The organism is Acidovorax carolinensis (assembly GCF_002157145.1).
Taxonomy (GTDB): Bacteria; Pseudomonadota; Gammaproteobacteria; order Burkholderiales; family Burkholderiaceae_C; genus Acidovorax; species Acidovorax carolinensis.
The window spans coordinates 2,519,510-2,540,726 of sequence record NZ_CP021361.1; the positions used below are offsets into that span (position 1 = coordinate 2,519,510).

A 21,217-nucleotide genomic window follows, 5' to 3' on the forward strand; every position below is an offset into this window, starting at 1 on the left:
ATGACCCGCTCCACCACTGCCCCCGCCCCCACCACGACACCTGCGGCCGCCAGCGTGCCGCACACCCTCACCGAAGACGCGGTGGCGGTGTTCACCGGCGTGCTGCTGATCTCGGTGGGCGTGGCGTTTTTCACCAGCGCCGGGCTGCTGACGGGTGGCACGGCCGGGTTGGCTTTTTTGCTGCACTACGCCACGGGCATCGGCTTTGGCAAAATTTTCTTCGTGCTCAACCTGCCGTTCTACTGGCTGGCGCTGCGCAAGTTGGGGCGTGAGTTCACGCTGAAAACCTTTGCCGCCGTGCTGCTGCTGTCGTTGCTGACTGAGTTGCAGGGGCAGTTTCTGCAATTTGCGCGCATCGAGCCGTTGTATGCCGCCATCGCTGGCGGGCTGATCACGGGCACGGGCTTTCTGGTGCTGTTTCGCCACCGCTGCAGCCTGGGGGGCGTCGGCATTGCAGCCCTGTACCTGCAGGACCGCTATGGCTGGCGCGCCGGCAAGGTGCAGATGGCCGTGGACTGCTGCATCGTGCTGCTGGCGCTGTCGTCGGTGGAACCCATGCGCGTGCTCTGGTCGATTGCTGGCGCCGTGGCCCTGAACCTGGTGCTGGCCATGAACCACCGGCCGGGGCGCTACATGGCGGTGTAGCCTGGATTGCGGCAAAAGCCCACCGCAGGAAGGGCTGCCACCCAGCGCCACGGAACCTTTTCGCGCCTGCGCCTATCATTCACCCATGCGTCGCATCCTGTCTCTGGCTTTGGTGGTCATGCTGGTCCTTCGGGGTCTCATGGGCACCGCCATGGCCGCCGGCGTCATGCCCACAGTGCCAGTGCAAGCCGTGCAGGGTGCCATGCTGCAGATGCATGCAAGTCCCGCCGCGAACGAGTCGGAACACGCGATGCACGCGGACCATGGCGGCGCCCATCAGGCGACCGCCCCGGCCAGTTGCCACGACACCCCCGCCAACGGATGCAGCCCGCACGAACACAGCCCCAGCTGCGCGGATTGCGACATATGCCATTCGGCCATGCTGGCGCCCCCCGCGCTGCCAAGGCAGCCCCTGCACCTGCGCGGTGTGGTGCGGCCTGCGGATAGCGTCCCGTTCGCCAGCGTGCAAGCTGCGCGCACCATCAAACCACCCATCGCCTGATCTCCGACGCCCGAAGTGCGTCTGCCATGGCCTGAGCTTGCACCAGCGGGGTGCATCAGGCGGCAGCGCACTGTTCTGTTTGTTGTCTGGAGATCGCCATGCGCGCCCCTGATTCACTGATTTTTTCGCTCCGGCAGGCCGCATGTCTGGCGCTGCTGACGCCCCTGATCGCGCTGGCCCAGGGCCGGGATACCGTGCGGGATGCGGCCAACCCCGACGCCCCTGGCGCCCCGCTGGTTTACTCCGGGATGAAACCCGTGCCGCCGGGGAACGACGCGCCGGCCCCCAACGCCTGGCGCGAGGCGCATGACGCGGTCGCCGCCTTCCCGCGCGGCCACGCCGACATCCTGGTTTGGGAGCAGCAGGCTGCTGCAAAACCACCCGCGGCCCCGGCCAGCGCGCCGCCATCTGCTGGCAGCCAGCCGCATTCAGGCCATGGCGCCGCGCCGATGCCACCGCACCCACACATGCCCATGCACGGGGGCAAGCCATGAGCGCACTCCATCGCCTGTCGCTGCTGGGCGCTGTGGCCGTGCTGACAGGCTGCGCCAGCGTCTCGCCTGATGGCCTGCGCGGCGAGGTGGCCGCGCTCACGGCGGAGCGCACGGGCAATGTGCAGGCCGCCCTGCCGGCCACCGATCCGGCCGCCCGCGCCCAGGCGCAGCAGTCCATCAACGGCTGGCTGGCCCAGCCGCTCACGCAGGACGCGGCTGTGCGCATTGCACTGCTGAACAACCCTGGCCTGCAAGCCCGGCTGGCGGCGCTGGGCGTGGCCGATGCAGAGCGCGTGCAGGCCATCACGCTGCCCAACCCGCACCTGGCCCTGGGACGCTTTACCGACAGCCACGAACGCGAAATTGAGCGCACCCTGGCCTTCAGCCTGCTCGACCTCATCACCCTGCCCTGGCGCACGGCGCGGCAAGCCGAACGCCTGCAGATTGCCACGCTGCAAACGGCGCAAGAGGTGGTCACGCTGGCTGCCGACACCCGCCGCGCCTGGCTGCGCGCCGTAGCCGCCGAGCAGGTGGCCGCCGCGCACGAGCGCATGGCCGAGACCGCCGAAGCCGGGGCCGAGCTGGCCCGCCGCATGGTGCGCGTGGGCAACTGGAGCCGCCTGCAGCAGGCACGCGAACAGGCCGTGCTGCAACAGGCCAGCGCCCAGCTGGCCCGCGCCCGCCTGGCCGCCGCCACCGAGCGCGAGCAGCTCAACCGCCGCATGGGCTTGTGGGGCGTGCAGGCGCAGTACCGCTTGGCAGAGCAACTGCCACCGCTGCCCGCCAGCGCCTTGCCGGCCGACGGCATCGAAGCCACTGCGCTGCGCGAGCGCCTCGATGTGCAGGCCGCGCGCCGCCAGCTTGACACCCAGGCCACCCGCCAAGGCTGGAGCCGCGCAGGCGCCGTTTTTGGCGACATCGGCCTGGCCTACAGCCGCAACACCAGCACCGACCGCGAGACAGGCAGCAGTGACGTGAAACGCGGTTGGGAAATCGACCTGCCCCTGCCCCTGTTCGACTGGGGCGGCACTGCCCGCACCCGCGCGCAGGCCGAGGTGGAGCAAAGCGCTGCCCAGTTGCAAGACACCGCCGTGCGCGCCCGCAGCGAGGTGCGTGCCGCCTGGCTCACCTACCGCACCGCGCTCGATCTGGCACGCCAGCAGCAGGCCGAGGTGGTGCCGCTGCGCCAGTTCATCACCCAGGAGACCACGCTGCGCTACAACGGCATGCTGGCGAGCGTGTGGGAGCTGCTGGCCGAAGCCCGCGCCAGCACCCAGGCCGTGGCGGGCGCCATCGAAGCCCAGCGCGACTTCTGGCTGGCCGAGACGGATCTGCAACTCGCACTCACCGGCACATCCCCAGGCGCCTTGCAAGGTTTGACATCCGGCGCCGTAGCCACATCCACTCCACAAGGCCACTGACATGAATCGCCGCAATTTCTTCTCCGGTGCGGCCACGGCGGTGGCCGCAGCCTCCGTCAGCCGCGTGGCCCTGGCCGCGCTGCCCGAGCCCGCCCTGCAGACCAGCGCCGACACCGCGCCCCGCTGCACCCGCCCACGGGCCGCCCTTACGACCCCGTGGTTACGCTGAACGGCTGGACTGCCCCCTGGCGCATGAACGCGGGCGTGAAAGAGTTCCACCTGGTGGCCGAGCCCGTGGTGCGCGAGGTGGCGCCGGGCTTCCTGGTCAACCTGTGGGGCTACAACGGCCAAAGCCCCGGCCCGACCATCGAGGTGGTCGAGGGCGACCGGGTGCGCATCTTCGTCACCAACCGCCTGCCCGAGCACACCACCATCCACTGGCATGGCCAGCGCCTGCCCAACGGCATGGACGGCGTGGGCGGGCTCAACCAGCCGGGCATCCAGCCAGGCAAGACCTTTGTGTACGAGTTCGAGGCGCGCCGCCCCGGCACCTTCATGTACCACCCGCATGCCGACGAAATGGTGCAGATGGCCATGGGCATGATGGGCCTGTGGATCACCCACCCCAAGGCCGCGCACCCGCATATCGCCAAGGTGCAGCGCGACTACGCCTTTTTGCTCAACGCCTTTGACGTGGAACCCGGCAGCATGACCCCCAAGGTCAACACCATGCTGGACCACAACATCTGGTGCTGGAACAGCCGCGTGTTCCCCGCCATCAGCCCGCTGGTGGCGAGACGCGGCGAGCGCGTGCGTATCCGCGTGGGCAACCTCACCATGACCAACCACCCCATCCACATCCACGGCCACGAGTTTGAAGTGACCGGCACCGACGGAGGCCCCGTGCCCAAACAGGCGCGCTGGCCCGAGGTGACCACCGACGTGGCCGTGGGCCAGATGCGGCAGATCGAGCTGATTGCCGACGAGCCCGGCGACTGGGCCCTGCACTGCCACAAGAGCCACCACACCATGGGCGCCATGGGGCACGCCGTGCCCACCATGATTGGTGTCGATCACCGTGGCCTCGTCGGCAAAATCCAGAAAATCGTGCCCGACTACATGGTGATGGGCGAGCGCGGCATGGCCGACATGGGCGCCATGGAAATGCCGCTGCCCGACAACACCTTCCCCATGATGACCGGCACCGGCCCCTTTGGCCCGCTGGAAATGGGCGGCATGTTCACCACCTTCAAGGTGCGTGCCAACCAGCCAGCGGGCGACTACCGCGACCCCGGCGACTTCCCGCAGCCGCCAGGCACCCAGGCCTATGAATGGACGGGCGCCCCCGCCAGCACGCCGCGCCCCGCACGCACCGACACCCCGGGCACCGCCCCGGGCGCGGCCAATGCGCGCAAGCCCGCAACCAGCGGCCATCAACACTGACCAAGGAACTTCATGAGAACTATCAAATTCATAGCTGCTTGCGCTTTATTCATAAGCGCCAGCACCTCTTTTGGCCATGAAAGCATGCCCCACCATGCCTCTGCTGCCCCCGTGGCCAAGGAACAAAAGGACTGGGGCATTGCGGGTGATGCCAAGGCCGTGCGCCGCACCATCACCCTGCGCATGGGCGACGACATGCGCTTTACGCCGAGCCACATCGAGGTGCAGGAAGGCGACACCGTGCGCCTGCGTGCCGTGAACAAGGGGCAGGCGCTGCACGAGATCGTGTTGGGCACCAAAACCGAACTCGACCAACATGCGCAGATGATGCGGAAGTTTCCCGACATGGAACACGACGCGCCCTACATGGCCCATGTGCGCGCAGGCCAGCGCGGCGACATCGTCTGGCACTTCAACCGGCCCGGCACTTTTGACTTTGCGTGCCTGATCCCCGGCCACTACGAGGCTGGCATGACCGGAACCATCACCGTGCGGCCGCGCAGCCGCTGAGCTGCCCAAGCAAGTTTCTCCATTCACCTCGAAGGACTCCACCATGTTCAAAACCCCGGTTTTTTCTGCAGCCCCCACCACCCCCCACAGCGGCCTGAGCCGCCGCCATCTGCTGCTGGCCGCGCTACCCCTGGCCGGCGCAGCCCTCATAGCGCCGCGCCTCGTGCGCGCCGCCACCGGCACCGCCATCGAGGTCTGGAAAGACCCCAGCTGCGGCTGCTGCCACGACTGGATCGCCCACATGGAAGCCAACGGTTTCAGCTTCACCATCCACGACACCGGCAACAACGCGGTGCGCACCCGCCTGGGCCTGCCGCAAAAGCTGGGCTCGTGCCACACCGCGCTGGTGGGCGGTTACCTGATCGAAGGCCATGTGCCCGCCAGCGATGTGAGCGCGCTGCTGCAGCAAAAACCCAAGGCGCTGGGCCTCACGGTGCCAGGCATGCCGGTGGGCTCGCCCGGCATGGACGGCGCGGTTTACGGCAACCGCCGCGACCCCTACGATGTGCTGCTGGTGGCGCGCGATGGCGGCACCCGCATCTTCAAGAGCTACAACCAGAAGGCCTCGTCATGAAACCACTCGCCCACTCCACCGCCGCACTGTTGCTGGCCAGCGCGCTGGGCCAGGCTCTGGCGCAGGCCCCCGCCTCGGCCGACGACCATGGCAGCCACCACCCCGCCACGGCCCCTGCCGCACCGGCCGCACAAGAATCCCCTGGCATCACGCCAGCAGACCAAAGTGAGCTGAGCGAAGGCGAAATAACCCGCTGGGACCCGCGCACGCTCAAGGTCACGCTGCGCCATGGCGAGATCAAGAACCTGGGCATGCCACCCATGACCATGGTGTTCCGCGTCAACGACGCGAGCATGCTCGCCCCCTTCCAGCCGGGCGACAAGGTGCGCTTCCGGGTGGAGCGCAAAAGTACGGGGTACTTCATCACCCGCATCGAAGCCGCACGCTGACCACGACAACCCTGACCAGTAAATCCCGCCAGAAAGGCCCGCATGAACGCGCCCGATACCCCCACGCCTGGCCACCCGAACGGTCCTGCGCAGCACGGCCATGGCACGCAACCCCCATCCATGCAGGCCCCAGCGGGCCCTGGCACCATCTACACCTGCCCCATGCACCCGCAAGTGCGGCAGGACCACCCCGGTAGCTGCCCCAAGTGCCACATGACGCTGCAGCCGGAGGGCGCGGGGCACGGGCATAACCATGCGCATGCCCATCCGCACGCCCATCCCCACGCACCAAGTCCCACCCCGCCTGTGCCCGGGCACCTATCTGCAGCGCCACCCACCAGCGGGCCCGCAAGCAGCGGTGCGATCTACACCTGCCCCATGCACCCCGAGATCCGCCAGGACCACCCCGGCAATTGTCCCAAGTGCGGCATGTCGCTGGAGCCGATGATTCCCGAACTGACCGAGGAAGCGAATCCCGAGCTGGTGGACTTTCAGCGCCGCTTCTGGTGGACGCTGCCGCTCACCGTAGCGGTCACCTTCCTCGCGATGTTCGGCCACCAGCTGGGCTGGTTCAACATGGCCGTGCAAAGCTGGATCGAGCTGGTGCTTACGCTGCCGATTGCGCTGTGGGCGGGCTGGCCTTTCATCGTGCGTGGCGTGCAGTCGGTGGCCCAGCGCAGCCCCAACATGTGGACGCTGATCGGCCTGGGCACCAGCGCGGCCTTTGCCTACAGCGTGGTGGCCACCGTGGCGCCCCAGGTGTTCCCCGACTCGTTCATCTCCATGGGGCGGGTAGCGGTCTACTTTGAAGCGGCGGCGGTGATCATCTCGCTGACCTTGCTGGGGCAGATTCTGGAACTGAAGGCGCGCTCGCAGACCTCGGCCGCCATCAAGTCTTTGCTCGGCCTGGCGCCCAAGACGGCGCGGCGCATCGCGCCCGATGGCACCGAGGAGGACATCCCCCTGGCCCATGTGCATGTGGGCGACCGGCTGCGCGTGCGCCCCGGCGAGAAGGTGCCCGTGGACGGTGTGGTCGAGGAAGGCAGCAGCGCGCTCGACGAATCCATGCTCACCGGCGAGCCGCTGCCCGTGACCAAGCGCGTGGGCGACAAGCTCATCGGCGCCACGCTCAACACCAGCGGCGCGCTGGTCATGCGCTCCGAACACGTTGGCGCGGCCACGGTGCTGTCGCAGATCGTGCAGATGGTGGCGCAGGCCCAGCGCTCGCGCGCGCCCATGCAGCGCATGGCCGACACCGTGGCCGGCTACTTTGTGATGGCGGTGGTGGCGGCTGCGTTGCTCACCTTTTTTGGCTGGGGATTTTTTGGCCCGCAGCCGAGCTGGGTGTATGGCCTGATCAACGCCGTGGCGGTGCTCATCATCGCCTGTCCCTGCGCGCTGGGCCTGGCCACGCCCATGTCCATCATGGTTGCCACGGGGCGCGGCGCCACCCATGGCGTGCTGTTCCGCGATGCGGCGGCCATCGAGAACCTGCGCAAGATCGACACCCTCATCGTGGACAAGACCGGCACCCTGACCGAGGGCCGCCCGGCCTTCGAGCGCGCAGTGGCCGCAGCCGGTTTTGCCGAAGACGACGTACTGCGCCTGGCCGCCAGCCTGGACCAGGGCAGCGAGCACCCGCTGGCAGCGGCCATCGTCAAGGCGGCGCACGAACGCGGCCTGCCGTTGACCGAGCCCGAGCAGTTCGACTCCGCTTCCGGCATCGGGGTGCGCGGCATCGTCGCCGGGCAGGCGCTGGCGCTGGGCAACACGGTGCTGATGCAGCAATCGGGCGTGGACGTGGCGCCGCTCGCCACGCAGGCCGAGGCCTTGCGCAGCCAGGGCGCCAGCGTGATGCACCTGGCGGCAGGCGGGCGCCTGGCCGGGCTGCTGGCCGTGTCCGACCCCGTCAAGGCCAGCACGCCCGAAGCCCTGGCCACCCTGCGCGCCGCCGGCCTGCGCGTGGTCATGGCCACCGGCGACGGCCTGACCACGGCGCGCGCCGTGGCCCAGCGGCTGGGCATTGACGAAGTGCATGGCGAGGTCAAGCCCGCCGACAAGCTGGCACTGGTGGAGCGCCTGCAGAAAGAAGGCCGTACCGTGGCCATGGCAGGCGACGGCATCAACGATGCCCCGGCGCTGGCGCGCGCCGATGTCGGCATCGCCATGGGCACCGGCACCGACGTGGCCATGAACAGCGCGCAGCTCACCCTCGTCAAGGGCGACCTGCGCGGCATTGCCACGGCACGCGCGCTGTCGGTGGCCACCGTGGCCAACATGAAGCAGAACCTGGCCTTCGCCTTCGTCTACAACGCGCTCGGCATTCCGCTGGCGGCGGGCCTGCTGTACCCGTTTACCGGCTGGCTGTTGTCGCCCATGATCGCGGCACTGGCCATGAGCCTGAGCTCGGTCTCGGTGATCAGCAACGCCTTGCGGCTGCGCCGGGCGAAGATCCTCTGATCCCAAGACGGAGGGTGCCGCGCCGGGCACCATAATCACCGGCCATGAACGCACGCCTTCCCGCCAGCGACGCTGGCAGCATCACCCGCGTGGCCGGCATCGAGGTGGGCCACTTCACCGACACGCGCCGCCCCACGGGCTGCACCGTGGTCATGGCGCGCGAAGGTGCCGTGGGCGGTGTCGACGTGCGCGGCGCAGCGCCCGGAACGCGCGAGACCGACCTGCTCGACCCGTGCAATCTGGTGGAAAAGGTGCACGCCATCATGCTGGCCGGCGGCAGCGCCTGGGGGCTGGAGGCCGCCACCGGCGCCGTGCGCTGGCTGGAGGAACGCGGCGTGGGTTTTGACGTGACCGTGGGCCGCCTGCCCATCGTGCCGGCCGCCGTGCTGTTTGACCTGCTGGTGGGCGACATGCGCATCCGCCCCGACGCCGCTGCAGGCTACGCCGCCTGCGCTGCGGCATCCACCGCGGACCCGGCCGAGGGCAACGTCGGCGCCGGCACCGGTGCGGCGGTAGGCAAGATCTTTGGCATGCAGCGCGCCATGAAGGGCGGCGTAGGCACCGCGTCCATCACGGTAGGCGGCGTCACCGTGGGGGCGCTCATCGCCTGCAACGCCCTGGGCGATGTGGTCGACCCCGACACCGCCCAGGTGATTGCCGGCGCCCGCACCGAAGACGGCCTGCGATTGCGCGACACCCGCCGCGCCCTGCTGCGCGGCGAACTTCCCCAACCCTTGCTGGCCGGCACCAACACCACCATCGGCGTGGTGGCCACGGATGCGGTCATCACCAAGGTGCAAGCCCACCGCCTTGCGGTGGCCGCGCATGACGGACTGGCACGCAGCATCAACCCGGTGCACACCATGTCCGACGGCGACACGCTGTTCACCCTGGGCACCGGCCTTTCAGGCAAACACCCTGGCATGCTGGTACTGGCCACCATGGCGGCCGAAGCCACCGCCATCGCCACGGCCCGCGCCGTTCGGGCCGCACAGGCCCTGACCACCGCCGACGGCCTGCACCTGCCCTGTGCGGCCGATCTGGCCTGACCCGCGCTATCGGCGCCATTCACCACAAGACCCATGCCCCAGGCTTTTCGCAACACCCTGCTCACCCTGCGCGACCTCATCGTTTCTGCCGGCCCGCTGGCCTTCCTGGCCCTGGGGCTGCTGGTGGCTGCCTATTGGTGGCTCAACCCCAATCCACCCAACCAGGTCACCCTGGCCACCGGCCCCGCGCAAAGCGCCTACGAAGAGTTCGGCAAGCGCTATCAAAAGGCCCTGGCTGCCGACGGCATCGAGGTGGTGCTGCTGCCCAGCGATGGCTCGTCGGCCAACCTGCAGCTGCTGCGCGAGGGCAAGGCCGATGTGGCCTTTGTGCAGGGCGGCACGGCAGCGCTGCAGCCCGACGACCCCGAGCAACTGGTGTCGCTGGGCAGCCTGTTTGTCGAGCCGGTGTGGCTGTTCTATCGCGCCGACTCCGCCCTGAAGGTAGCGGCCAGTGGGCGACTCGACAGCCTGCGCCAGCTGCGCGGCCTGCGCGTGAACGTGGGCTCGGAAGGCAGTGGCGTGCCCACCCTGATGGACCGATTGCTGGATGCGAACCGCGTGGAGAAGGGCCAGGTGAAACTGTCGCGGCTGGAGCAGACGCCCGCCACGATGGCTTTTCTGGCGGGCAAGCTGGATGCGCTGGTGTTTGCATCGGCGCCCGAATCCCTCATGGTGCAGATGCTGCTACAGACACCCGGCGTGCACCTCATGGACTTTGCCCAGCACGAGGCCTATGGCCGCAAGTTTCCGTTCCTCACGCCCGTGACGCTGCCCCGCGGAGTGGTGGACCTGGCGGGCAATGTGCCCTCGCAGGATGTGCGGCTGGTGGCATCGACCACGTCGCTACTGGCCCGCGAGGGCACGCACCCCGCGCTCCTGACGCTGTTTGCCCAGAACGCGCAGGCGCTGCATGGCAGCGCGGGCTGGTTCAACCGGGCGCGCGAGTTTCCAAGCACCCGGCACAGCGAACTGCCCATCGCCAAGGAAGGCGAGCGCGCCATCAACGAACCGGTGCCGCTGCTGCAGCGCTACCTGCCGTTCTGGATTGCCAACCTGGTCGAGCGCATGTGGCTGGTGCTGGGCATCCTGCTGGCGGTGATGCTGCCGCTGTCGCGGGTGGTGCCACCGATTTACCAGTTCAGGGTGCGCTCACGCGTGTTCCGCTGGTATGGGCGTCTGCGCGAAATCGAAAATGATCTTGAATCGGGCAAGGCCCTGCCGCAAGACCTGCTGGTGGCGCTCGACACGCTCGAGGCCCATGTCGAAAAAGTGAGCGTGCCCCTGTCGTATGCCGACGAGTTGTATGCGCTGCGCAACCATATTCATCTGGTACGCCGAAAGCTTTTGCGCACCTGAGGGGCGATGCCGCAAGCCGGGGGCGCCCCTGGCACATTGCCCGTCAGCGGGCCTTGCCGGGCCTGGCAGGCTTTTTGGACGACAGCGGAGCCGCCTTTGAATCCACAGCGCGGGCAGCAACCGGCGGTGCATCAGGCACCACGCGCAGGGAACCTTCGGCCGCCAGCTTGTTGCGCATGCGTCGCGTCATCGACTGGGTGCTGCCATCGGCAGCGGTGAACAGAAACAGGGTTCCATGGGGGCTGGCCCAGGTCAACTGGGTGCGCACCGCCCGGCGGTTGGTGATGAGCTCCACCCACGCACCCACCACAAACCCGGCGTAGAGGCTGTCGTCCCCCGGCGCGGCAAGAGCGCTGTCGGATGGCTCGGGTCCCGTAACTTCCCCCACCGGCAGCTCGCTTGCGGAGTTGGTGGCGTGAGGTTCTGGTTCCGTTACGGGTTCCGTTTTGGGTTCGGGTTGGGGCTCGGGAACCACCGCAACACGCGCCGGCTTTTCAAACGCTGCCTGGTGCAGGCCCACAAGCCGCTGCATGAAGCTGCTGGCCTGGGTCGGTGGATGCTCGATCGTCTTGAGCCCTGCCCGCACCTTGGACAAAATGCCGGGGATGGCCTTGGTGAGGCGGTCCGGTTCGGCACGCGTCAGTGCGGGCTGCGCGCTCCACAACAGCAGGGGTACCAGCGCCAGGTACCCGCCAGGGTCGCCCTCGCTACCGTTGAGGCCCTCGGGCTGCGTCACCTGGGCCAGCGCCACCACATCGGCCCACGGGCCGGTGACGAAGTCCAGAATGTCTGCGGGCACCTGCTCCAGATCCGGCAGCTTGCGGATGTCGGCCGCAATCTTTTCGGCCAGCATTTCACGCTGCTCGGCCTGCTGCAGAATTTTTTCCTTGGCATCCTGCTGCGACTTGATCTTTTGCTCCTGGGAATCCCAGGCTGCATGCAGCGCCTTGAGCACCGTGTCAAAAGGCCCCGCATCGTGGATATCCGTCGCAGCCAGATGCCCGACCGCTTCGTTCAGCAAACGCATGAACTGGCTGAACCCTGGTGCGGTCTCCGCCTTGAACGCGAGACTGCGCTGGGTCAGTTCATCCAGCAACTGCCTGGCTGGATGCGACTCATCGGTGAAGAAGCGCCCGTCATGCCGCACCAGCTGCCTGATCGCCGGCTCCAGGTTTTGCACTGCGCTCTGAACCGGCGCAAGCAGCCGTTCGTCCTGCGCAATGTTGTCCATCATGCGGCTCACCACCTCCATGGCGACCGCCGGCGAATACGCCTGGCCATCCACCGGGCCCGCATAAGGAACTGCATACACAACCGGAGCCACGCCGGGTCCGCGCCAGCCGGAACCGCCTGCCGCAGCGCTGCCGGACAGGCGCCCCACCAGGCGTTCGAGCTGGGCCATGTCCTGAATGGCTTCGGCCACGGCGCCGGATGGGAAATAACCCCCTCCCTGTGCCGCAAGGCCTGCCTGCGCGCTGGCGCCTGCGCCACGAGGGTCAGACCATGCAGGCTGCAGGCTGACGGGTTGTGATGCACCACCGGCATGGGCGCGTGCATCGAAGGCATAAGGGTCGCCACCGCCGGCCAGCATCTGGCGCAGAATGCCCACGGTCAACAAGGCTTCCTCGGCCGCCGAGGAAATGGGCACCTGCAGCGAATCGCCTTGCCAACCGGTGGATCCGCCCATTCCCCGGCCGCCGTAGGCTGCCGTTGCGCCGTACGCGCTGATGGGTGCGCCCATCGAATGCCCGCCGTAACCGGTCGAATGGCCGCCCCCATAGCCGGTGCTCGGGTTGGACGCACCGTAGCCGCTGCGCCCGCCGGACGGCATGCCGAGCACCGAATACCCCACGGGTTCGATGCCATGCTCCCGAAGACTGGCTGCAGCACTTTTGTATTCGGTGACCAGCAACCGGCCCAGCACTTCGCGCATGTGCTGCATCCACAGTTGCCGCACCGGTGGCTCCACGCCAGTCTCGGCCACCACCCGCTGCAAGGCGCGGATGTAGTTTTCCGGGCGCAGGGGATTGCGTTCGGGTTGCACACTGCGCAATCCCTGGGCAGAGCTGACCAGGGTGTTGAGTTCCGTCAGCACGGCGTCGGTGGCATGGGCGGCCAATTGCTGGGCCCGCGACAGCTCCACCTGATCCTGCATCTCGGTTTCGTCCATGAGCGAAAGCTCGCCGAAATCCATGCCCGTGTCATCCACCGTGCGGGCGCCCGATTTGGATGGCCCTTCGGCAAAGATTTCCAGCAAGGCCATGGGGTACGCCTTGACCAGCGATGGCTCGTGTTGCTTGAGCAACCGCCAGGCATCACCGACCAGAGCGCGCCGCTGGATGTCGCGGGTGGACGACTCCTCCCCCTCCAGGGCACCCGTGGTGACCTGCACCAACTGCCCCATAAGGGCTTCACCTCCGCGCACTGCGTTGACGACGCAGGCACGGAATACCGTTCTCGATCGGGGCGCAGTGAGAGACATGTCGGGAGGAGGAAAGAAAAGTTTCCGGTTGCAATGCTACTTGACCGGAAGCCCCCTTTTTACTTCAAGGCCTTGAAACGCATGCGCTTTGGCTTCGCACCTTCTTCGCCCAGGCGTCGTTTCTTGTCGGCCTCGTACTCCTGGTAGTTGCCGTCAAAGAACGTCCACTGGCTATCGCCCTCGGCGGCAAGGATGTGCGTGGCAATGCGGTCCAGGAACCAGCGATCGTGGCTGATGACCAGCACCGTACCCGCGTACTCCAGCAGCGCATCTTCCAGGGCGCGCAGGGTTTCCACATCCAGATCGTTGGAGGGTTCATCGAGCAGCAGGACGTTGCCACCGGAGATCAGCGTCTTGGCCAGGTGCAGGCGCCCGCGCTCGCCGCCCGAGAGCATGCCCACCTTCTTTTGCTGGTCGCCACCGTTGAAGTTGAAACGGCCTGCATAAGCGCGGCTGGCCATCGTGAACTTGCCGATGTTGATCATGTCCAGACCGCCGGAGATGTCTTCCCAGACCGTCTTGTCGTCCGCCAGCGCATCGCGGTGCTGGTCCACAAAGGCCATCTTCACCGTCGAGCCAATGACGACTTCACCGCTGTCGGGCTTTTCCTTGCCGGCGATCAGCTTGAACAGCGTGGATTTACCGGCACCGTTCGGGCCGATGATGCCGACGATGGCGCCGGCCGGGACGTTCATGCTCAGGTTGTCGATCAGCACCCGGTCGCCAAACGACTTGGTGACGTTCTTGAACTCGATCACCTGGGTTCCCAGGCGGTCGGCCACGGGAATGAAGATCTCGTTCGTTTCGTTGCGCCGCTGGTATTCGAAATCGGACAGCTCCTCGAACCGGGCCAGGCGGGCCTTGCTCTTGGCCTGGCGGGCCTTGGGGTTCTGGCGCGACCATTCCAGTTCCTTCTTCAGGGCCTTGGCGCGCGATTCTTCGCCCTTTTGCTCGGATTCCAGGCGGGCCTGCTTCTGGGTCAGCCAGTCGCTGTAGTTGCCTTTGTACGGAATGCCATGACCCCGGTCGAGTTCCAGAATCCACTCGGCCGCGTTATCGAGGAAGTAGCGGTCGTGGGTGATGGCGACCACGGTGCCGGGATAGCGCTGCAGAAACTGCTCCAGCCAGTCCACCGATTCGGCGTCCAGGTGGTTGGTGGGCTCGTCGAGCAGCAGCATGTCGGGCTTGGACAGCAGCAGGCGGCACAGCGCCACGCGGCGCTTTTCACCCCCCGACAGCACACCGACCTTGGCGTCCCATGCCGGCAGACGCAGCGCGTCGGCGGCGATTTCCAGCTGGTGCTCGGAATCGGTGCCGGCGGTGGCAATGATGGCTTCCAGACGGGCTTGCTCGGCCGCCAGTGCGTCGAAGTCGGCATCTGCGTCGGCATAGGCCGCGTACACCTCTTCGAGCTTGGCCTTGGCAGCGAACACCTCGCCCATGGCTTCCTCGACGCTTTCGCGCACCGTATGTTCCGGGTTGAGCTGTGGCTCCTGGGGCAGATAGCCAATCTTGATGCCCGGCATGGCAATGGCCTCGCCTTCAATCTCCTTGTCCACGCCCGCCATGATCTTGAGCAAAGTGGACTTGCCAGAGCCATTGACCCCCAGCACGCCAATCTTGGCGCCGGGGAAGAAGCTCAGGGAAATGTCTTTCAAGATCTGCCGCTTGGGCGGCACGGTCTTGCTGACACGGTTCATGGAAAATACGTATTGGGCCATTCGTTCTCTAACCTGCAAAAGTGGGCAGAAATTCTGCGTACAAACCGCGATTATCGGCCCATGCGACAATACTCAGCGTTGCGGGCTCCAGTTGCCCGCCACATCAGCAGTCTGCTGGGGACGAAGGAAGAGCATCTTCCGGGCTCCCACCCTTGAACCTCATCTGCCTAAGACTGGCTCGGCAACCCACCGGTTGCCACGACAGGCCGATACCCAGCGCCCCGGACGGGTGCATTCACCGACATGAAATTTGAAGAACTGAATCTGGCTCCTGCCCTTTTGAAGGCTGTGCTCGAACAAGGCTACGAGACCCCCACGCCCATCCAGGCGCAGGCCATTCCGGCCGTGCTGGCGGGCCATGACCTTCTGGCCGGCGCACAGACCGGCACCGGCAAGACCGCCGCATTCACCCTGCCCATGCTGCACCGCCTGTCGCAAAGCGCTGCACCCAAGAACAAGTTTGGCGGCAAGGGCATCCGTGCGCTGGTGCTGACCCCCACCCGCGAACTCGCGGCCCAGGTGGAAGAGTCGGTGCGCGAATACGGCAAATACCTCGACATCAACTCCACCGTCGTCTTCGGCGGTGTGGGCATGAACCCCCAGATCGACCGCATCAAGCGTGGCGTGGACATCCTGGTGGCCACCCCCGGCCGCCTGCTCGACCTGCAGCAGCAGGGCTTCCTGGACCTTTCCACCGTGCAGGTGCTGGTGCTCGACGAAGCCGACCGCATGCTGGACATGGGCTTCATCCATGACGTGAAGAAGGTGCTGGCCCTGGTGCCCAAGGACAAGCAGAGCCTGCTGTTCTCGGCCACCTTCAGCGACGAGATCCGCGAGCTGGCCAACACCCTGCTCAAGAGCCCGCAAAGCATCCAGGTCACGCCCAGCAACACCACGGTGCAGCGCATCACGCAGGTGATCCACCCCGTGGGCCGCGGCAAGAAAAAGCAGGTGCTGCTGCACATCATCCAGCAGCACAACTGGAGCCAGGTGCTGGTGTTCACGCGCACCAAGTTCGGCGCCAACAACGTGGCCGAATTCCTGACCAAGAACGGCGTCAACGCCATGGCCCTGCATGGCAACAAGAGCCAGAGCGCCCGCACGCAGGCCCTGGCCGGCTTCAAGAGCGGTGATATCCGCGCCCTGGTTGCCACCGACATCGCGGCGCGCGGCATCGACATCGACGAGCTGCCGCACGTCGTCAACTACGAAATCCCGAACGTGTCGGAAGACTACGTGCACCGCATCGGCCGCACCGGCCGCGCGGGCAACAGCGGTGAAGCCGTCAGCCTGGTCTGCATGGACGAGGAAGGCTTCATGATGGACATCGAGCGCTTCACCAAGCAGCAGATTCCGGTGCAGGTCATCGAAGGCTTCGGCCCCGACGCCGGTGAAAAGGCCGAGCCCATTGCCATGGGCCGCCAGACCATCTGGGGCGGCGCAGGCAAGCCCCCGAGCCGCGATGTCATGCAGGCAGCGGCCAAGGCGGCGCGCAGCGAGATGATGGAACGCATCCGCACCAACAAGGCCGGCCAGGGTGGCGGCGGTGGTGGTGGTGGTGGTGGTGGTGGCGACCGCGGCCCACGCCAGGGTAGTGGTGGCGGTAACGGCGGCGGTGGCGGCAATGCCCCCCGCTCCGGCCGCGGTGGCGGCGGTGGTGGCCAGGGCGGCGGCGCGCGTGGGGGTGCCCAGGCACCGGCACGCGGCCGTGCCCGCCCCGCCGGTGGCGGCGGCTATGACGGCGGCGGCGGCGGCAACCGCTATGACGACGCCCAACCCCCTCGCCCCAATGCCCACCTGGGCACGCATTCGGGCCACAGCAACCCGGGCCAGCGCAACGCAGGCCATACGCCAGGCGGCCAACCCGACCCGATGCGCACCAGCGTGGACAGCATGGCCGGCAGCGGCCGCCGCGGCGGTGGTGGTGGTTACCGGGGCAACTCGGGCGGTGGTGGCGGCTATGGCGGTGGCACGGGTGGCGCTGGCGGCCGGGGCGGCGGGTCTCGCGGGCCGGGTGGTAATCGCGGCTCTTTCGGCCGCTGAGAGCGCCCGAGGCACGCCCATCCATATCCTGCATGCAGCGGGGCGCCACGCGCCTGCTGCCATGCCGCGAGGGCGACCTGTTTGCGAACGCCGTCCGATCGGTGCCCACGATCTCGGGTCAGGCGCTGCAAATACACTGAGCGCCCCACCTGGGTGGCGCGGTGTTCGCTGACACACCAGCTGTGGGACGCGCAGTTAACATCGCGCCAAGACCGACAGGCTCCCAGGCAAAGCACACCATGACCCAGCGCCCCACCCTCCTTGTTCCAAACACCCCCAGTGCTGCCCAGTCAACACCGTTGATGGCGCGCCGCATGCCGTGGCGCAGCTCTTTGGCCCTGGTGGCCGTGCTGTTGTCGGCATGTGCCAGCACCCCACTGCCCCCATGGCCCGGCACGCCTGCCGCGGTGCAACAGCCTCTGCCGCGTGTGCAGCGCGGCACCGTGGTGCCGGCACCGCTGGGGCAGGTGCGCGAGAACGTGGTGGTCACGCCCTTGCAGTCCAGCGCGCCCGCGCCGGCTGCCGCAGACTCTGCTGCGTCGGTAGCGCCCTACGGCCCGGCCGTGGCCGCACGGTTTGCCGAACCACCCACCCAATACAGCACGCCCGGGCTTGGCCCCGAGCGGCGCAGCTTCACCACCAATGCCGAACTGGGGCAGTGGCTGCGCAACATGGCCAGCGCCGCGCCACGGGGGCCAACCACGGCCAGTGTTCTCAGTCTGGGTGCCTCGCAGCAGGGCGAGCCCATTCTGGGCCTGCTCCTGACCCGCGCCAAGGGCACGGACCTTGCCAGCCTGGAGACCAATGGCCGCTCCACCGTCGTGCTCATCGGCCAGCAGCACGGCGACGAGCCCGCCAGCAGCGAGGCACTGCTGGTGATTGCCCGGGAACTCGCCCAGGGCCTGCTGGAGCCCCTGCTCGACCGCATCAACGTGGTGGTGATCCCCCGGGCCAACCCCGATGGCGCGGCCAGCGGCAATCGCACCACGGCCAGCGGCGTGGACATGAACCGCGACCACCTGCTGCTGCAAACACCCGAAGCCCAGGCACTGGCGCGCGTGGTGCGCGATTACCGCCCCATCGTGGTGCTGGACGCGCACGAATTCACCGTGGTCGGGCGCTACCTGCAAAAGTTCAACGCCATCCAGCGCTACGACGCCCTGCTGCAATACACCACCACGGCCAACTACCCCGAGTTCCTGACCAAGGCCTCGCAAGAGTGGTTCCACCAGCCCATGCTCGGCGCGCTCCAGTCGCAGGGCCTGACAAGCGACTGGTACTACACCACCTCCACCCAGCCAGACGACCGGCGCATCTCCATGGGCGGCGCGCAGCCCGACACCGGACGCAACGTGAATGGCCTGAAGAACAGCGTCAGCCTGCTGGTTGAAACCCGTGGCGTGGGCCTGGGGCGCATGCACCTGCAGCGCCGCGTCCACACCCAGGTTACCGCCATCACCAGCGCGCTGCGCAGCGCCGCAGAGCGTGCCACCAATCTGGAACAGGTGCGCTCTTTTGTGGCGCGTGACACCGCCTCCCAGGCCTGCAAAGGCCAGGTGGTGATAGAGGCGCAGGCCACGCCCACACAGCGCGAGCTGACCATGCTCGACCCCGAAACCGGCGCCGACCGCATTCTGAAAGTGGACTGGAATTCGTCGCTCACCCTGCAGCCCGTGAAAACACGCGCCCGGCCTTGCGGCTACTGGCTGGCGGCCAGCGCCACCACGGCGGTCGAGCGGCTGCAATTGCTGGGCGTGCAGGTGCTGCGCATCGCCGAAAACGGCGGCGTGCTGGCCGACACCTACAACGAAACCGCCCGCGAAACCACCGAACGCGCAGACGTGCGCGGCACCGTCGCGGGCAGCGCCGGCACCATCCGCATCCAGGTCACCCCCGTGCGCCGCGCCATCGACGTGCCTGCGGGCAGCTTCTATGTGCCGCTGAACCAGGGCCTGGCCAACCTGGCCGTGGCGGCCCTGGAGCCCGACACCCAAAGCAGCTATTTCGCCAACCGCCTGATCGGCGATTTGGCCAGCACGGCCCGCGTCATGTCGGTGCCTTCGCTGGTTTTTGAAGACAGCGACGAATAAGGCTTTGGCAACAGCGCGCGCAGGCCGGCGGCAACATCATCAAAAAAGATAGCACGTAGCGCTTGCTACATAAGCGCTACAGGCCGATTTGGCTATCAATAACGCCAGATCACGCCAAATCGGGCCACTTCAAGCCGATTCGTGCAGCGCACCCGGCACCGTTGCGCTGGCGCCCCGGGCAACCGCACGGGCCAGCACATGGCCCGCCATGGCCTGGGCCAGCGCCTCGTCGCCCAGAAACACCGTGCTGCCACATTCTTTTTCAAGCCGGTGCGCCTCTTCTTCGCCGTGGCTACGCACCACGGTCTCGATGGTGGGGTTGAGCATGCGCGCCGTGGCAATGATCTGCTGCACATTCAGTGTGTCGGGCGTGGCAATGACCAGCATGTAGGCACGCGCAATGTGGGCCTGTATCAACACCGCCGGGTCCACCGCATCGCCAAACACGGCCGCTATACCCTGAGCGCGCAGCTTCTCGACCAGTTCACGGTTCTGCTCGGCCACCACCAGCGGAATGTCGTGCGCGGCCAGCGCGCTGGCCACGCGCCGCCCCACGCGCCCATAGCCCACCAGCACCACCTGGCGCGCCAGATAGCGCTCGTCCGTGCTGGTGGGCAGCTCGGCCAGCGGGTCATCGCGCTGCTCCAGCCGCCGCGCCAGGGCCGAGCGCGCCAGCAGCCATTTCTGCAACGGCGCTATGGCCCGAAAAACCAGCGGATTGAGCGCAATCGAGATCAGCGCCCCGGCCAGCACCAGGCTGGCGCCCTCGGGTGGCAGCAGCCCCAGTGAAGCACCCAGCCCCACCAGAATGAAAGAAAACTCGCCAATCTGCGCCAGGCTGGCCGACACCGTCAGCGCCGTGTGCAGCGGGTAGCGAAACGCCAGCACCAGCGCGGCCGCCGCCAGCGATTTGCCCACGATGATGATGGCCACCACGGCCAGCACCTGCAGGGGCCGCTCCCACATCACCGAGGGGTTGAACAGCATGCCCACCGACACAAAAAACAGCACGGCAAACGCGTCGCGCAGCGGCAAACTCTCCTGCGCTGCCCGGTGGCTGAACTCGGACTCGCGCATCACCATGCCCGCAAAAAAAGCCCCCAGCGCAAACGACACCCCAAACAGCGCCGCCGAGCCAAACGCAATGCCCACGGCCGCCGCCACCACGCACAGCGTGAACAGCTCGCGCGAGCCCGTGCGCGCCACCTGCCACAGCACCCACGGAAACACCCGCCGCCCCACCACCAGCATCAGCGCCACAAACCCGCCCACCTGCATCAGCGTCCACCCCAGCGTTTGCCAGATGCTGGCCGACGTGGCTGCGGCAGCATGGCCGCCCAGCACGCCCGACAGCGGCGGCAGCAGCACCAGCACCAGCACCATGGCCAGGTCTTCCACCACCAGCCAGCCCACCGCGATGCGGCCGGTGTAAGTGTCGAGAATGCCCAGGGTTTCCAGCGCGCGCAGCAGCACCACCGTACTGGCCACCGACAGCGATATGCCGAACACCAGCGCGCCCCCCAGGCTCCACCCCCACCCAAAAGCCACCGCCATGCCCAAGGCGGTTGCCACCATGATCTGCACCACCGCGCCGGGCACGGCAATCTTGCGCACCGCCAGCAGGTCACCCAGCGAGAAATGCAGGCCCACCCCAAACATCAGCAGCATCACGCCAATTTCGGCCAACTGGCTGGCCATGGCGGCATCGGCCACAAAACCGGGGGTAAACGGGCCAATCACCACGCCCGCCAGCAAATAGCCCACCAGCGCCGGCAGCCGCACACGCGTTGCCAGAAAACCCAACACCAGCGCCAGCCCCAGCGCGGCCGCAATGGTGTTGATCAGATTCAGGCTGTGCGGCATGGCTGATGGGGCGAAAGTCGCCTGCGGTGGGTAGATGCGCCGTTATAACTGCAATTGCAGCCGCCCGGCCATGTGCGGCCCCGCGCTTAAAGCAGAGCCTGCGCCGGGTATGATTCACCCCCTCGGGGCGCTGCCCAGGCGCCCTGCACCACATCCATCTGCCCGTAGCTCAACTGGATAGAGCAATAGCCTTCTAAGCTATAGGTCGGGGGTTCGAGTCCCTCCGGGCAGGCCA

The 21,217-nt window shown here is 67.3% G+C and carries 15 protein-coding genes, 1 tRNA gene and 1 pseudogene; 14 read left to right on the forward strand and 3 right to left on the reverse strand.

Translation table 11 applies throughout. The features are described 5' to 3' along the window. The 11 genes and pseudogenes from CBP34_RS11755 (at position 1) to CBP34_RS11805 (ending at position 10,783) form a co-directional block, all read left to right on the forward strand. Complete coding sequence (locus tag CBP34_RS11755) at positions 1-645, forward strand: YitT family protein (RefSeq protein ID WP_094098115.1); 645 nt, start codon at positions 1-3, stop codon at positions 643-645. An 85-nt stretch (positions 646-730) separates the two neighbouring features. Beyond that, positions 731-1,147, forward strand: a complete 417-nt coding sequence (locus tag CBP34_RS11760) for a hypothetical protein (protein WP_094098116.1) — start codon at positions 731-733, stop codon at positions 1,145-1,147. Positions 1,148-1,245: 98 nt separating this feature from the next. After that, positions 1,246-1,641, forward strand: a complete 396-nt coding sequence (locus CBP34_RS11765; RefSeq protein WP_086927595.1) for a hypothetical protein — start codon at positions 1,246-1,248, stop codon at positions 1,639-1,641. Continuing rightward, on the forward strand, positions 1,638-3,062 hold the full coding sequence (locus tag CBP34_RS11770; RefSeq protein ID WP_094098117.1) for a TolC family protein: 1,425 nt from the start codon (positions 1,638-1,640) through the stop codon (positions 3,060-3,062). The genes CBP34_RS11765 and CBP34_RS11770 overlap by 4 nt, the downstream gene beginning before the upstream one ends. Before the next feature lies 1 nt (position 3,063). After that, positions 3,064-4,445 (forward strand): annotated as a pseudogene (locus CBP34_RS11775) (multicopper oxidase family protein). 12 nt (positions 4,446-4,457) lie between these two features. Then, positions 4,458-4,955, forward strand: a complete 498-nt coding sequence (locus tag CBP34_RS11780) for a cupredoxin domain-containing protein (protein WP_094098118.1) — start codon at positions 4,458-4,460, stop codon at positions 4,953-4,955. 43 nt (positions 4,956-4,998) lie between these two features. Next, positions 4,999-5,529, forward strand: a complete 531-nt coding sequence (locus tag CBP34_RS11785) for a DUF411 domain-containing protein (protein WP_094098119.1) — start codon at positions 4,999-5,001, stop codon at positions 5,527-5,529. Next, positions 5,526-5,918, forward strand: coding sequence for a copper-binding protein (locus CBP34_RS11790; protein ID WP_094098120.1), 393 nt, complete (start codon positions 5,526-5,528; stop codon positions 5,916-5,918). Before CBP34_RS11785 ends, CBP34_RS11790 begins: the two co-directional genes overlap by 4 nt. A gap of 120 nt (positions 5,919-6,038) precedes the next feature. Continuing rightward, complete coding sequence (locus CBP34_RS11795) at positions 6,039-8,378, forward strand: copper-transporting P-type ATPase (RefSeq protein ID WP_236748578.1); 2,340 nt, start codon at positions 6,039-6,041, stop codon at positions 8,376-8,378. Positions 8,379-8,422: 44 nt separating this feature from the next. Next, positions 8,423-9,427 (forward strand): P1 family peptidase, encoded by a 1,005-nt coding sequence (locus CBP34_RS11800; protein WP_094098121.1) that lies wholly within the window; start codon positions 8,423-8,425, stop codon positions 9,425-9,427. Between the two features lie 33 nt (positions 9,428-9,460). Then, complete coding sequence (locus tag CBP34_RS11805; RefSeq protein ID WP_094098122.1) at positions 9,461-10,783, forward strand: TAXI family TRAP transporter solute-binding subunit; 1,323 nt, start codon at positions 9,461-9,463, stop codon at positions 10,781-10,783. A gap of 43 nt (positions 10,784-10,826) precedes the next feature. Here CBP34_RS11805 and CBP34_RS11810 read toward each other — a convergent pair whose 3' ends face one another. Further along, positions 10,827-13,265, reverse strand: a complete 2,439-nt coding sequence (locus CBP34_RS11810) for a DUF1631 family protein (RefSeq protein ID WP_094098123.1) — start codon at positions 13,263-13,265, stop codon at positions 10,827-10,829. A 59-nt stretch (positions 13,266-13,324) separates the two neighbouring features. Then, complete coding sequence (gene ettA / locus CBP34_RS11815; protein ID WP_086912704.1) at positions 13,325-14,986, reverse strand: energy-dependent translational throttle protein EttA; 1,662 nt, start codon at positions 14,984-14,986, stop codon at positions 13,325-13,327. A gap of 243 nt (positions 14,987-15,229) precedes the next feature. On the opposite strand from ettA, the gene CBP34_RS11820 reads away from it, so the two are divergent. Both CBP34_RS11820 and CBP34_RS11825 read left to right on the forward strand, forming a co-directional pair. Then, a complete protein-coding gene (locus CBP34_RS11820; RefSeq protein ID WP_094098124.1) occupies positions 15,230-17,029 on the forward strand; it encodes a DEAD/DEAH box helicase in 1,800 nt (599 codons plus the stop codon). A 239-nt stretch (positions 17,030-17,268) separates the two neighbouring features. Further along, entirely contained in the window at positions 17,269-19,119 is a 1,851-nt protein-coding gene (locus tag CBP34_RS11825; protein WP_418134668.1) for a M14 family metallopeptidase, read from the forward strand. A gap of 129 nt (positions 19,120-19,248) precedes the next feature. Here the strand turns inward: CBP34_RS11825 and CBP34_RS11830 are convergent, their stop codons facing one another. Continuing rightward, positions 19,249-20,982, reverse strand: coding sequence for a cation:proton antiporter domain-containing protein (locus CBP34_RS11830; protein WP_094098125.1), 1,734 nt, complete (start codon positions 20,980-20,982; stop codon positions 19,249-19,251). A 158-nt stretch (positions 20,983-21,140) separates the two neighbouring features. Between CBP34_RS11830 and CBP34_RS11835 the strand changes: the two genes are divergently transcribed. Then, positions 21,141-21,217, forward strand: a tRNA-Arg gene (locus tag CBP34_RS11835).